The organism is Catenibacterium mitsuokai, from assembly GCF_025148785.1.
Classification (GTDB): domain Bacteria; phylum Bacillota_I; class Bacilli_A; order Erysipelotrichales; family Coprobacillaceae; genus Catenibacterium; species Catenibacterium mitsuoka.
The window spans coordinates 807,752-822,769 of sequence record NZ_CP102271.1 but is presented as its reverse complement, the minus strand read 5'-3'; the positions used below and the strand labels follow the sequence as shown (position 1 = coordinate 822,769).

Genomic DNA, 15,018 nt, shown 5'->3' with positions numbered 1-15,018 from the left:
AGAACGATTTAATCGCCTAGAATACTACTTATTTTTGTAATCAATAAGTCAATCGCAACAGTATTAGTCCCACCTTCAGGAATAATAATATGTGCATATTTCTTAGATGGCTCAATGAACTGTTCATGCATTGGTCTTACAGTCTCTAAATACTGGTTACAGACTGAATCAACAGTTCTTGCACGTTCTTCTACATCTCTTCTTAAACGTCTGATAAAGCGGATATCTGCATCTGTATCCACATAAATCAGAATATCACAAAGATCTCTTACCTCTTCTTCTGCTAAGACAAAGATACCTTCTAGAATAATAACATCACGATCTTCAATGACTTCTGTAATATCACTTCTTGTATGCTTTGAATAATCATAAGTAGGTTTTTCAATTCTTTCTTTCTTTTTTAACTTCTTTAAATCTGATACTAGAAGATCATTATCAAAGGCAAATGGATGATCATAGTTCGTTTTTACTCTTTCTTCCATTGTCTTATCACTTTGATCTTTGTAGTAATCATCTTGTTTAATGATTTTTACTCTATGACTGCCTTTAAAACGGTCATAGATAGATTGTGCGATAGAAGTCTTACCAGAAGCACTTCCACCTGCAATCCCAATAATGACAGCTTTATTTTCCATGGTTTACCTTCCTTCCCATATCATTCTCTAATACTGGATAATCAATTTCTACATAAAGTATTTCCATCGGATGGTTGGCTACTTCCACCAATTCATTATCTTCATTATAAATCTTATCAACAGTAAAATAAATATTTGAATGACTAGGAGAGAATATTTCTATCTTATCTCCCACCTTGAAATAATTGCGCTGTTCAATTTTCGCACGTTTAGATTCTTGATCATAACCTAAAACACGCATAACGAATTCCTGTGTAGGATGCTCATCTCTTAAGTTATAAAGCTGTTCATCTACACCAGGATTATCATAAAAGAATCCATGACAGAATGCTCTATTGGCTGCTTTTTGTAGTTCATCTTCATATTTCTTTGAATCTGTAAAGTGATCAGGATCAGCGCAATATGTATCAATGAGTTTTCTATAAGTAGATACAACTGTCGCAATATAATGGACAGACTTCATACGCCCTTCTATCTTGAATGAATCCACACCACATTCTATCAACTCACCAATATGATGAATGAGGCACATATCCTTAGATGACATAGTAAATGGAAAATCTTCATTAATAGATTGTCCATTCTCTTCTAAATCATAATACCATCTACAACTTTGTGAACAACCACCTCTATTCGCATCTCGTCTAGAATAGTAGTTAGATAACATACAACGACCACTATAAGAAATGCACATAGCGCCATGTATGAAGTATTCTAGGTCAATATCAGGGGCATTTTTTCTAATATCCTTCAAGTCTTCAAAAGTTGTTTCACGACCTAGTACGACTCGATCCATCCCCATATCTTCAAAGAACTTAACGGCAGATGAATTAGTCACTGACATCTGTGTAGAGACATGTACTTCTAGCTTTAAGTTCATACTTTTCGCAAGATTCATAATATATGGATCTGCCACAATAATAGCTGTAACACCTGCATCATCTAATGCCTGTAAGTATTCTTTAATACCTTCTAGGTTATCATGATGAAGGATGATATTACATGTAACATGGATTTTAGCACCATATTGATTCGCAAACTGTACTGCTTCTTTAATATCTTCTATAGAGAAGTTAGATGCCTGTGATCTTAAAGAGAATTCTTTACCACCAATAAATACTGCATCGGCACCATAAATAATAGCTGTTTTAAGCTTTTCTAGGTTTCCTGCAGGGGCAAGTAATTCTGGCTTCTTTACAATCACACGACGACCATCAATAACCTTACTTATTGGCTGCATCTTCTAGATCCCTCCTCTTTACATCTTCAAGACGATAAATTGTATCATCATATAAGAAACCTCGATCAAGAGGTTTTGAAATCTTTCTTAATAAAGGAAGATATTCTTTTACTTCTTTGTCATATGTACCTCTTTCTAGGGCTTTAAGACAATCACAATACATACTAGTGACTTCCACCGCTTCTCTTGGATCCATAAACATTGTTTCAATATAAAGGTAATCAAAGTCCTTTAATGTATTGAATAAGTCCAATGTATATAATCTAGATTTGCTGAATACAGCCGTTCCACGAGTTGTTTCATATATATGACAAGGGAAATCCTGTCCACGTGGATTTATTGTAATAGCGTCTTTATTATGGCTTAATGTTGTATTACTTGCTGATTCATAGTTAGAGATCAAATGTCTTTTACTCATCATCATATACTGTACACCATGGCCTAAAACAAATAATGGCATATCACAGTTCTTACGTATTTCTAGCTGTTCCTTTAAAGATATTTCTTTAGAAACAAAAGCACCAGAAATACCATAATGAGATAAAGTATTCAGTGTACTTGAATTGGTATTAAGAGTTAAAGGATGATAAATCATCTTAAAATCATAACCCTTTTGATTCACCATACGTAATACACCAAAATCCTGGAAAATTAATCCATTGATTCCAATATCATGTAACGCATCAATATGCTTTTCTAATCCTTCTAGATCATGTTCATCATACATAGCATTCACATAAACATAAAGTTCTTTTGCCTGTTCTTTGATTTCTTTCAATTCTTCAATAGAAAACTTCACTGGTGTCAAAACACTATAGTCTGATCCAGCCATAATCAAAGAAACACCCATATCAACATAATCATGAAGATATCCACGATCATTTAAATTAATTGCGATTTTCATTGTGATCCTTTCTAGTAATGATACATAGACCATCACCTACCTGCACATAATGTGCATCATACTCTTCATTAGAGAAGATCCAGTCTTTAAAACGTTTGATTTTTCTTACAAGAGCACGTGTGTTTCGATTCTTAATATTTGGTATATCAAAAATCATGCCATGGAAATCAAGATTATCCACTAACACAAAACCATCATCCTTTAAATAAGGAACATATTTTTCAAAGAAACGCTGATATTGCGCTTTAGCTGCATCAATAAAAAGACAATCATAAGGTGCATGATTCAACAATGTATCATCAAACTCTAATGCATCTTCATGATAGATTGTGATGTTGTCTTCCTGATGGAAATCCTTAATATTTACAACTGCTTCCTGATAACGTGTATCATCTCTTTCAATTGTATCTACATGAAGACCTTTGACATGAGTTACCATCATTAAAGATGAATACCCAATGGCACTTCCAATCTCTAATACAGACTCCGCATTTCTCTTATTTAATTCATCAATAAGGTATTCAATACCTTCTTTTTGCATAATAGGCACATCTTTCACAAGTGCATATTCTTCTAATTCATAAAATGATTTCATTAATACCACTTATTCTCCTTCACTACTTTTTGATGTTCTCCATATGTCTTTGAATAGATGACAGTCCCATCTTTCTTCGCAAAGAAGAATAAATAATCAGATGGTGTATAGTTTGCGACTGCATCCATAGTCTTTTGTGGGACACATGCAATAGGACCAATAGGAAGTCCTGCATATTTATATGTATTATAAGGAGAATCAATCTTAGTCATCTTTGTAGAGACTTTGACACCTGTTCTATTTAATGCATAGTTGACAGTAATATCTGACTGTAATCTCATACCAGTCTTTAAACGATTGATAAATACGCCCGCAATGGCTGGACGGTCTTTATCAAATAAAGATTCTCTTTCTACGACTGAGCATAATGTTAAGAATTGATGAGGTGTATAGCCAAGCTTAGTCATTGAATCCTTATAAGGTGTTAATTGTTGATCCATATAATCCAGCATTTCTTCTGTGACCTTTTCAATAGTTGTAGATTCACCATAAAGTACATATGTTTCTGGATAGAGATAACCTTCTAATGGATAAAGAATACCCTTTTGAAGAATATCATCACTTAAGAACCAATATTTAGAAATTAACTGCTTTAAATAAGCCTGATCAGCCCATTTATCTAATACTTCTTGTTCTGATTTACCAGTTACATTTGCAACCTTTTTAGCTGCCTGAGGAATTGTGATTCCTTCAGGGATAGTTAAGGAAGACTTCACAACATAAGAGCTGTTCATCTTTGACATGATGCTATACATCTTTGAAAGAGACATGTTCTTATTCAGATTGTAAGTCTGAGAAACAACAGACGGTTTATGAAGTTTTAAATAAACCTTCGCTGCCAATGTGTTTTTTACTAAACCTTTTGATTTTAATGTATTTAATACTGTATAGGCATTCTCACCTTTTTTTACAGTCACCTGTACGACTTCACTTTTAGAAGAGACACGTCCTGTACCTGTTACATAAAATAAGCCTGTACCACCAATCAATAATACAACTACAAGGACTGCCGCTATGATTTTCTTTTTCATACATACATCTCCTTTTCCTTAACCATTATATAGAATTAAGCCGATAATTGCCATAAAAAAATAAGGCATGAAAATGCCTTATTTTACTACACGCAAGTTTTCTGCTCCTTTTTCCATACATACTGGAGCATGGATTGTGAACTGATGATGTGTTTCATATAAAACAGCACGCTTTTCATCTTCTTTGATTTCAAAACTTTCAAGTGATCCACCCTGTTTACAGGCAACAAGTACGTACTTATCTCTAAATAAGAGTAAAGATTTAGGTCCTTCATCTGTTTCCATACAGTCCACTCTTGTAAGTTTTCCTGTTTCTGCGTCTCTTTCAAAGGCAACAAGTGTATCATCACCTTTATTAATCACAAAGATGAAATGTCCATTTTCAGTAATAACCATATCCATAGGCGTATTCACGCCATCATATTCATCTTTAGAATAAGTCATCACTTCATCTACTAATGTAAACTTGTTATGCTTTACAGCATAACATGTAATAGTGCTTGAGATTTGATTAAGGATATAGGCAAATTTACGATTCTTAGAATAAACAAGCTTCAATGGACCACTACCAGGAGTGAGCTTGAATGATAATTCTTCATCCTTGATTAATTCACCTTTTTCACCTTCAGTAAAGAAGATTACTTCATCGCCACCTAAATCAGTGACAACAAGTCTTGTATTATCTGGAGTGAATGTCATGAATGTTGGATGAGATTCAGTCTGTTTTACTGGATCAATACTATGCCCATCTAATTTCACTGTCTTTGATACTCGAACGATTTTAGAAGTCTTAATAGGTACAGTAACAACTTCACCATTATAATAATCAATTGCATAGGCATAATCACGCTCTTTATTTAAGACAGTCTGGATATATGTACGTCCTTCATGTCCTACTCTAGCTGCAAGTCCTAGCTGAACTTCCATGCAGGCATACTGCCAGATACCACCATCCTGAGCACGTCCTGTCCCATTACGATAAGTCAAGTACATAAAACGTCCATTTTTATTCATTGCGAGAGGGCTGGCAAGAGACTTAACGAAAGATTTCTTAATGATTTCTCCGTTGTCTACATTAAAATAGAATGCATAGATACCACGATCAAGGTCTGTTCCTTCACTACCTACAAAGAAAATATCTACTGTTTTTGTTTTACTAAAAAGTCCCATAATTATCTCCTTACTAAAACTAGGTAACGGTTGTTACCTAGTTCTTATCACATTCAGAACAATCTGTGACGCAGTCCCCATCCTCGCATACGCAGCCATCACATTTATCATCTGTTTCTTCTTCATCATGCATATTGAAGTCTTCTAGAACTTCTTCTAGACGCTCCCATTCAGCTGGATCTTCGATATCGTATAGATGATTATCATCATCATAACGAGATGCAAAAATCTGCTCATCATCGTCTTCACTATAATACATGACATATTTATTTCCATTCTCTTCATCTTCATAAGTGAAAAGAATTTCAAATACGTTTTCTTCCCCATTATTATCAGTAATCACAATTTTATTGTCGTCCATTGCTTATCTCCTTATCTTATCAAGATAGCCCTGAAGAATTTCAACTGCTGCCATCTTATCAACAACCTGTTTACGTTTCTTTCTAGAAACATCACCAAAAATCAGATTATTTGTCGCAATAACAGTAGTCAATCTTTCATCTTCAAGAATAACTTCAACATCCATCATCTTCTCTAAACGTTCTTTAAAATCAATAGAAATCTGTGCACGTTCACCAAGATCACCATTCATATGCTTAGGTAATCCTAAAACAATTGTATGAATATTATTCTCTTCTACGATATTCTTGATATGATAAGCACATTTCTTATAAGCGTTTTCGCTAAAATGATAAGTTTCTACACCATGTGCAAGCATTCCTAATGTATCACTTATCGCAACACCGCAAGTACGTGAACCTAAATCTAGTCCTAAAATCTTTTCCACTATTTAGACTCCAAATAGAACTTTACAAGTTCTTCAATAATTTCATCACGATCAGCCTGCTGAATAATAGATCTTGCACTCTTATGACTTGAAATATAAGCAGGATCATTAGAGATCAGATAACCAGCAATCTGGTGAACTGCATTATATCCTCTTTCTTCTAAAGCCTCAGCAACTGTCATCAAATTATTTCTAATTACTTCTCGCTTGAGATCTTCTGAGTTAAATACTCTTGTCTGTGTATAATCTTGTGCCATAATGAACCCCCCTATACAATTTATATTTTAGTATAAACGAAGATAAAATTCAATTTTTTTACAATTTAGATTTTACGGCAGTGATTGCTTCATCAATCTTATCTAATGTTGGTGCACCACCCTGAGCGAAATCTGGTTTTCCTCCGCCACGACCATCAAGTACTTCATTCATAGCCTTAACTAATACACCTGCTTTATATGTATTTGTAAGATCCTTAGTAATACCTACAAAATATGAATTCTTTCCTTCAAAAGTGCTTGTCACTACGACAATACCACTTTCTAACTGGTCTCTAAAATCAAATGCCATCTGTTTAGCGGCTGCATTATCCTTTTCTACATGAGTATAAAGGAACTTCACACCATTGACTTCTTCAACCTGAGATGCCTGGTTCTTTGCTTCTAATGCATTCAACTTACTTGTTAATGTTTCGATTTCTTTCTTCATTGCATTAAGTGTAGTCATAGTGCTTTCAGCCTTTTCTACGATTTTATTCAAATCATTTGCCTTAAGTACAGTACCTACTTCTTCTAAAGTTTCTTCAGATTTTCTTAATGCTTTATAAGCTCTCACATTAGTGACTGCTTCAATTCTTCTTACACCAGAACCAACTGAAGTTTCCATTTCAATCTTGAATAAACCAATCTTTGCAGTATTAGAAACATGTGTACCACCACATAATTCTACTGAGAAGTCACCTACACGTACAACTCTTACAACATCACCATATTTTTCATCAAATAAAGCTGTTGCCCCTGCACTGATGGCTTCTTCCTTAGGCATTTCTTTAACATCTACATCAACACCCTTGAAGATATATTCATTAACCATATCTTCTACAGCTGTTAATTCTTCTTTAGTCATCTTTGATGGATGAGTGAAGTCAAAACGTAATCTGTTTTCATCTAAGTAAGAACCAGCCTGTCCAACATGTGAACCTAAGACATTCTTTAATGCGGCATCTAATAAGTGAGTTGCTGTATGGTTATTTTCAATTAAAGTACGACGTGCTGTATCCACTGTTAATTCTACAGTATCACCTACATGTACACTGCCACTCGTTAACTTAATATAATGTAAATGCTGACCATTAGGAGCCTTTAATACATTAGTGACTTCCGCATCAAACTGATCAGAATGCGCAGAACCTGTATCTGCACACTGACCACCCATTTCAGCATAGAAGTTAGTTGTTTCAACGATGATTTCACCTTCATCAGTCAGTTCATCGACCTTTTCTCCATCCTTGAATAAACCTATAACTGTAGTCTTACAAGGTGCTGTGTCATAAACGAAAGTAGAAGGAGTAGTGAAATCCATTAAATCAATCTTCTGAGAAGCCATTGATTCTCTTTCACCACGTGCTGCACGAGCACGATCCTGCTGTGCTTTCATTTCTACCTGGAACCCTTCGCTATCAACAGTGAAACCAGATTCTTCTGCGATTTCAATAGTTAATTCTAGTGGGAAACCATATGTATCATATAACATGAAGGCAGTAGAACCATCAATCATCTTATCGTCAGAGTGTGCAATAACATCCTTGATCTTCTTTTCACCCTGAGATAATGTCTTATGGAATGCCACTTCTTCTTTCTTAACAGCTTCCTTAACGAATTCTGCTTTTTCTGGAAGATAATCATAGAATTCTTTCATGTTATCTACTACAACATCTACTAAAGTATATAAGAAAGGCTTATCGATACCGATGTTCTTACCGTAACGAACAGCTCTTCTTAAAATTCTTCTTAATACATAACCACGTCCTGCACGGTCAAACATAGCACCATCACTTAATGCGAATGTTACAGTACGGATATGATCGGCAATAACTCTATAAGCCATCTTATCTTCTGCATACTTTACATCAGCTAATTCTTCTGTTGCATGAATGATAGGTAAGAATAAGTCTGTATCAAAGTTTGTTTCACCTTCCTGGATGATTGAAGTAATTCTTTCAAGACCCATACCAGTATCAATATTCTTATGTGGTAATTCTTTATAATCTTTACGATCAATTGTAGGATCACAATCAAACTGAGAGAATACGATATTCCAGATTTCTACATAACGATCATTTTCCATTTCTTCAAAGAATAGTCTTTCGCCGATATGATCTGGGTCATATTTTTCTCCACGGTCATAGAAAATTTCACTATCTGGTCCACCAGGTCCTGCACCGATTTCCCAGAAGTTATCTGCAGTCTTTAAGATATGTGATGGATCTACACCACATTCTTTAGTCCATACATTGTATGCATCTTCATCATCTGTATAAACAGTGATATATAATTTATCTTTATCAAAAGCAAGCCATTCTTCCCCTGTTAAGAATTCCCATGCAAAATGAATTGCTTCTGTTTTAAAATAATCACCAATAGAGAAGTTACCTAACATTTCAAAGAATGTATGGTGACGTGCTGTCTTCCCTACGTTTTCAATATCGTTTGTACGAATAGATTTTTGTGCATTTGTGATACGATTACATGCTGGTTTTTCTGTACCATCAAAATATTTCTTTAATGCTGCTACACCTGCATTGATCCATAATAATGTTGGGTCATCATGTGGAATCAATGAAGCACTTGGTTCAACCATATGTCCCTGTTTCTTGAAATATTCAAGGAATAATGCACGAGTCTGATTACCTGTTAACTTTTTCATAATATCCTCCTAAATAAAAAAGCCGTTCCTTAAAAGGAACGACTTAAATCGCGGTACCATCCTTATTCATAGATACTATCTATGCCCTTTATGACTTTAACGCAGTCATACGTTGATGTTTACATCACTCTCGAAAGGAGCCTTCCTTCATACACCCAAGAACTTGCACCACCCGTTCTCTCTCTTAAGACCTCTATGAAGTACTTGTCTTTCTCAACGATTATGCACCTATTATACATAAAAAAAAGATAAGGCGCAAGCCTTATCTCTATTCTTCGATTAAAGAACCTTCTGCAAGCATTTCACCCTTGATTGGTAATAACTTGTAGATAAGTTTCATAAATACTGCATCAAATGGTAACATGATTACTGTAGTTACAATATTGAATACTGTATGGAAGTTTGCCACCTGATGAGCTGGAGTTCCAGAGAATTCAGCAATCCATGATAATAATGGTGTAGCAGAACATATAATCAAGAAGAAGATTGTACCTACCAAGTTAAATAAAACATGGAATGTCGCAATACGCTTAGAATTTCTACATCCAGTCACTGATGCAAGAATGGCAGTAATACAAGTACCGATGTTTAATCCACATACCATGAATGCTGCTGTGCTAAATGGAACTAAGCCCTTAGTTGCAAGTGCAGAAAGGATACCTACTGCTGCACCAGAAGACTGAATCAAAGCAGTAAAGGCAGCTGCAAATAATACTGCAAGTATTGGATTAGAAAGAGTTGTCATTAATTTAATAAAGACCGGTTCCTTCTGAAGTGGCACAACGGCCCCGCTCATCATATTCAGGCCCATGAAAAGGATACCAAATCCAGTCATGACTGAACCAATGCCTCTTACCTTACGACTCTTAAAGAATAAGCACATGAAGACACCCACAACTGCAAAGACCGGTGCAACAACACCTACATTAATTGCAATCATCTGTGCTGTAATAGTTGTACCGATATTAGAACCCATTACAACCCAGATACATCTGTTTAATGTCATCAAGCTAGCATTCATGAAACCAATCAACATAACAGTCACCGCAGAAGAACTCTGCACAGCAGCTGTTACACCGATTCCGACAAGAACACCTTTAAATTTTGTATTTGTTAATTTTTCTAAGATAGTTTTTAAGCGGTCACCTGCAGCATCTTCTAAGGAATCACTCAAAACCTGCATTCCATACAAAAAGAGTGCCAGCCCACCTAACAAATCAAGCCAGTTAGTTATTTTCATAATCTCGTTTTCCTTCTTTTACCACTCCATTATAACGTGTCTCCACGCAAATGTCGTTAACTAAATGTTAAAATAATCTTAAGTTTATGTAAAGTACTTTACAAAAATAACTTAAATTTAATGTTTTTAACGAATTATTTACTTGATTATTCGAAGCCAGATATCGAAAAAGTAGAAGTATTCTGTCTCTCCTGAAAGCGTTTGATTAATGTTGTGCGTCTTTGTTCATCCTGATTATTATGTAGACCTCGAATAAAGACACCATGATCCCCTAAGATAAACAAAGACTGCTTAGCTCTTGTGATACCTGTATATAATAAGTTCTTCTTCATCATGATGCTATATTCTGGCAGCACTGACATAATAACAATCTTAAATTCATTACCCTGAGATTTATGAACGGACATACAATAAGCATGCCTTAACATATTGAATTCACTGGTACGATAATTGACAAACTGACCATCAAAGTCCACTGTCAAGCTGTCATAAGGTAAGCCTGTATCTTCCTTTCTTTCTATTTCTACTAGAATACCTACATCTCCATTATAGACATCATCATCCGGACGATTTCTTAATTGAAGAAGCTTATCTCCTTCCCTAAAGATCTTACCGCCCACTTTGATTTCAGCTTTATCACTTGTGGGTGGATTAAAAATAGCCTGTAATGATTCATTTAAAGCATCTATACCTGCAACACCACGATACATAGGAGCAAGTACCTGTACATCGGATGCATCATAGCCTTCTTCGACTGCCTTTTTCACAATAATCTGTACACAATGAGCGACATCTTTATTAGGACAGACAGTAAAATGAATATCACGATAATCATCAAAGACATGTGAATCATATTGATCGTTTCTAATATCATGGGATAATGCCACAATGCCACTGCCTTCTTCTTGACGATAAATAGTCTGTAAGCAGATATGAGGAATACCACTCAATAACATATCCTTTAAGACATTACCTGGTGATACAGATGGCAGCTGCTGGTCATCACCAATAAGCAGAATCTTATGAACATGACCACAGGCATCTAGTAATTTAGAAAATAAGAGAGTATCTACCATCGAGAACTCATCAATAACAAGGAGATCTATATCTAAAGGATGATCGGCATTCATAGAGAATGTATTAGTAGATATATCCCATTTTAATAAGCGATGAATAGTGGATGCCTCTAGTTTAGTTAATTCTGATAGTCGCTTAGCCGCACGTCCTGTAGGTGCTACTAAGCCAATCTTTTCATCAGGATATAATGAACGATAAACCTTTAAAATAGCCTGTACGATTGTTGTTTTCCCTGTACCTGGACCACCTGTTAAAATAAGCGCAGATTCTTCTAAGAACTTCTTAATCGCATTCTTCTGTATTTCATCATATGTAATACCCTGTGATTTTTCTGCTCTTTTAATTTTTTCATCAATTAAAGACTCTTCAATAGGATTAGCTGATTGATTTAGATAACGTTCAAACTTTTCAGCAATCATCTTCTCACTCTCATATAAATCACCTGGGTAATAACGATCTTCTTCCTGAATTACTTTTGTACCTGTAATATCATCTAGATTCTTCTCAAATAATTCATCAGGACATTCAGGTAGCATACGTCTGAAATTATGATAAAAAGATTCATAATCACTATAGGTACTTCCTGTTTGAAAGCATAAATCCATTAAAGAAGCCAGAATCCCTGCCTGAATACGTTTTTCATCAAGTGGCTCTACACCGGTTTTCATTGCGAGTTCGTCAACACTTTTAAAACCAATACCTTCTATATCATCAATAAGACGATAAGGATCATTCTGTAATACATCAAGTGTCTTCTCTTTATAATAATTCTGTATTAAAGTCAGATTACGCGTAGAAATTCCATTGCCCATAAAGAAAGATAATACCTGCTGATCATAATCCTGACTCGTGAGTATACCAACAATATTATTTTTAATTGTCTCACTCATATGAGGAATCCCATTTAAACACTCTGGATTCTCCTTAATAGTTGTAAGAGCTTTTTCACCTAAAGCATCTACAATTCTTTCAGCCATCTTCTTACCCACTCCCTTAAAGAGCGGTGAAGAAAGATAGCGGATAATCTCACCTCGATCATCCGCTAGAATTATCTCATAAGAAGACACCTTGAATTGTTTTCCATAACGTGGATGTGTCACATAGTTTCCTTTAATACGATAACGATCATCATTATTGACATAGGACATATTTCCTGTAATAGTGATTTCTTCATCATCTGTCTCAAAAACTGCAACTATATATTTATTTTCTGGATTATAGAAAATAACCTTACTTATAATGCCTTCATATTCTTCCATTATAGATAATCAATCTCCTTGCCGTCTTTATAGACTTTATCAATCGTACCTCCGCCTAGACATACATCTCCATCATAGAAGACAGCTGCCTGTCCTGGAGTGACCGCCTTGATTGGTTTCTTAAATGTAACATAAAGTGTTGTTTCATCAATAAAGTGTAAAGATACATCATTATCTTTCTGGCGATATCTAAACTTAGCCGTACAATCATATTCACCTTCTGGCTTTGTTTTAGATACCCAGTTCACATCAGTAATCAATGCGCCATGAGACAATAACCATTTATTACTATCTCCCTGAGCAATATATAAAATATTCTTATCATAATCTTTTCCAACGACAAACCAAGGCTCACCATTACCGCCAATACCTAAGCCTTTTCTCTGCCCGATTGTATAGTACATAATACCCTGATGATCACCAATAACCTTCTTAGATACAATATCCACCATCTTGCCTGATTTAGCAGGAATATAATTCTTTAAGAATTCTCTAAAGTCTCTTTCACCAATGAAGCAGATTCCTGTAGAGTCCTTCTTATGGGCTACAGGAAGATCAAGTTCTTCCGCAATTCGTCTTACTTCAGGTTTAGTGAGTTCACCAATTGGGAACAGTGAGTTATTTAACTGATTCTGATTCAATTGACATAAGAAATAAGTCTGATCCTTATTATTATCTACACCACGAAGCATCACAGATTCTTTTCCTTCAGTATGAACAACACGGGCATAATGTCCTGTCGCAATATAATCAGCATCAATAGACTTAGCATAATCTAAAAAGGCTTTAAATTTTATATGTTTATTACATAAGATATCAGGATTAGGTGTACGACCTTTCGCATATTCTTCTAGGAAATATGTAAAGACCTGATCCCAGTATTCTTTAATAAAGTCCACTCTACGAATTTCAAGCCCAAGATGAGTCGCAACAGCCTGCGCATCCTGATAATCTTTTTCTTGTGGACATACATCGTCATCATTTGTAGGGTTACCTAGAATATCATTATTTAATGAACTATCCCAGTTTCTCATAAATACACAGATTACTTCATAACCTTGTTTCTTTAATAAATAAGCAGCAACGGCACTATCTACACCGCCACTTAATCCAAGTACAACTCTTTTCATGTTCTACCTCCCTTTGTCTAGTATTCTACCACACAAAAAAGGCTCTTGAAAGAGCCTCCTATTATTCTGCGTTCATTCTTGTCATTGGAAGCATTGCAGCACCGATAGCACCACAGTCTTCTAATTCTGTTTCAAGTAGTGGAATATGATTTCTCATACCTACATGAATCTTCTGATTGAATTCTTTTGTTAACTGGTCTAGGAAATACTTCTTAGACTTCATAACACCGCCACCTACTACAAAGCAATGTGGATCAACTGTATGTGCGATATTTGCGAATAATGTAGCAAGTTCACTAATACATTCATCCGCAATACCCTGAGCTGTTTCATTACCTTCAGCCGCTAATCTAAATACATCACCTGCATGATGTACTAAATCCTTTCCAAGAGCTTCCTGACCCTTTCTAGTGATTGCAGTACCAGAACATTCTCCTTCTGCAGCACCTGGGTTTAAAGCCCCCTGCTTATAACCATTATTCTTAACGATAATATTACCGATTTCACCAGCATGTCCTCTACCGCCAGAAATTAGCTGTTTATTTACTGTAAAAGCGCCACCAATACCAGTAGAAACTGTTACATAATAACAAGTTGGATAATTCTTACCAGCACCTAATACTGCTTCAGCAAGACCAGCAACGTTTGCATCATTATCTAAAAATACAGGTTTATTGAATTTTGTAGATAACTTTTCAGCAATTGGGTAATTTTCAAAACCAGGAAGGTTGCTTGCCATAATCATAACACCCTTTACAACATCAACTGGTCCAGGTACACCAATACCAATACCTTCTACATTTTCAATACCACCACATACTGTATAATCGATTGCTTCAATCTGACGACAGATTTTTGCAGTAACAGCATCTGGTCCTTTTTCTCTTTCAGTAGCATCCTTCACTTCACTATATGACTGACCATTTTCATCAACAAGTAAAGTTCTTACGTTTGTACCACCTAAATCAATTCCAATATAATACTTCATGTTCTCTATACCTCCTTGAAATATTATATTACATATTACA

Annotated in this window: 14 protein-coding genes and 1 other annotated feature; all 14 genes read right to left on the bottom strand. The window is 35.3% G+C overall.

Annotated features, from left to right (window positions below; translation table 11 throughout):
• Positions 1-8 precede the first annotated feature (8 nt).
• The 14 genes from udk to NQ499_RS04075 all read right to left on the bottom strand — a co-directional run bounded on the left by udk (position 9) and on the right by NQ499_RS04075 (position 14,978).
• Positions 9-635, bottom strand: coding sequence for a uridine kinase (udk, locus tag NQ499_RS04140; RefSeq protein WP_006506255.1), 627 nt, complete (start codon positions 633-635; stop codon positions 9-11).
• The gene (locus tag NQ499_RS04135) at positions 625-1,875 is read right to left on the bottom strand and encodes a peptidase U32 family protein (RefSeq protein ID WP_006506256.1); all 1,251 of its coding nucleotides are present in this window, start codon (positions 1,873-1,875) and stop codon (positions 625-627) included. Before NQ499_RS04135 ends, udk begins: the two co-directional genes overlap by 11 nt.
• A complete protein-coding gene (locus tag NQ499_RS04130) occupies positions 1,859-2,779 on the bottom strand; it encodes a peptidase U32 family protein (protein ID WP_006506257.1) in 921 nt (306 codons plus the stop codon). Before NQ499_RS04130 ends, NQ499_RS04135 begins: the two co-directional genes overlap by 17 nt.
• On the bottom strand, positions 2,763-3,374 hold the full coding sequence (locus NQ499_RS04125; protein WP_006506258.1) for an O-methyltransferase: 612 nt from the start codon (positions 3,372-3,374) through the stop codon (positions 2,763-2,765). Before NQ499_RS04125 ends, NQ499_RS04130 begins: the two co-directional genes overlap by 17 nt.
• Positions 3,374-4,405, bottom strand: a complete 1,032-nt coding sequence (gene mltG, locus NQ499_RS04120; RefSeq protein ID WP_006506259.1) for an endolytic transglycosylase MltG — start codon at positions 4,403-4,405, stop codon at positions 3,374-3,376. Before mltG ends, NQ499_RS04125 begins: the two co-directional genes overlap by 1 nt.
• A gap of 78 nt (positions 4,406-4,483) precedes the next feature.
• A complete protein-coding gene (locus NQ499_RS04115) occupies positions 4,484-5,575 on the bottom strand; it encodes a lactonase family protein (RefSeq protein ID WP_006506260.1) in 1,092 nt (363 codons plus the stop codon).
• A gap of 37 nt (positions 5,576-5,612) precedes the next feature.
• A complete protein-coding gene (locus tag NQ499_RS04110) occupies positions 5,613-5,936 on the bottom strand; it encodes a DUF1292 domain-containing protein (RefSeq protein WP_006506261.1) in 324 nt (107 codons plus the stop codon).
• 3 nt (positions 5,937-5,939) lie between these two features.
• On the bottom strand, positions 5,940-6,362 hold the full coding sequence (gene ruvX, locus NQ499_RS04105; RefSeq protein ID WP_006506262.1) for a Holliday junction resolvase RuvX: 423 nt from the start codon (positions 6,360-6,362) through the stop codon (positions 5,940-5,942).
• Positions 6,362-6,619: an IreB family regulatory phosphoprotein gene (locus tag NQ499_RS04100; RefSeq protein WP_006506263.1), complete on the bottom strand. Its 258-nt coding sequence runs from the start codon at positions 6,617-6,619 to the stop codon at positions 6,362-6,364. Before NQ499_RS04100 ends, ruvX begins: the two co-directional genes overlap by 1 nt.
• 58 nt (positions 6,620-6,677) lie before the next feature.
• Positions 6,678-9,284, bottom strand: coding sequence for an alanine--tRNA ligase (gene alaS / locus NQ499_RS04095; protein ID WP_006506264.1), 2,607 nt, complete (start codon positions 9,282-9,284; stop codon positions 6,678-6,680).
• 31 nt (positions 9,285-9,315) lie between these two features.
• Positions 9,316-9,510 (bottom strand) — a binding site (T-box leader).
• Positions 9,511-9,552: 42 nt separating this feature from the next.
• On the bottom strand, positions 9,553-10,524 hold the full coding sequence (locus NQ499_RS04090; protein WP_006506265.1) for a Na/Pi cotransporter family protein: 972 nt from the start codon (positions 10,522-10,524) through the stop codon (positions 9,553-9,555).
• Between the two features lie 146 nt (positions 10,525-10,670).
• Positions 10,671-12,860, bottom strand: a complete 2,190-nt coding sequence (gene recD2, locus NQ499_RS04085; RefSeq protein WP_006506266.1) for an SF1B family DNA helicase RecD2 — start codon at positions 12,858-12,860, stop codon at positions 10,671-10,673.
• The gene (gene mnmA, locus NQ499_RS04080; RefSeq protein ID WP_006506267.1) at positions 12,860-13,990 is read right to left on the bottom strand and encodes a tRNA 2-thiouridine(34) synthase MnmA; all 1,131 of its coding nucleotides are present in this window, start codon (positions 13,988-13,990) and stop codon (positions 12,860-12,862) included. The genes recD2 and mnmA overlap by 1 nt, the downstream gene beginning before the upstream one ends.
• A gap of 61 nt (positions 13,991-14,051) precedes the next feature.
• Positions 14,052-14,978, bottom strand: coding sequence for an ROK family protein (locus tag NQ499_RS04075; RefSeq protein WP_006506268.1), 927 nt, complete (start codon positions 14,976-14,978; stop codon positions 14,052-14,054).
• Positions 14,979-15,018: the final 40 nt, after the last annotated feature.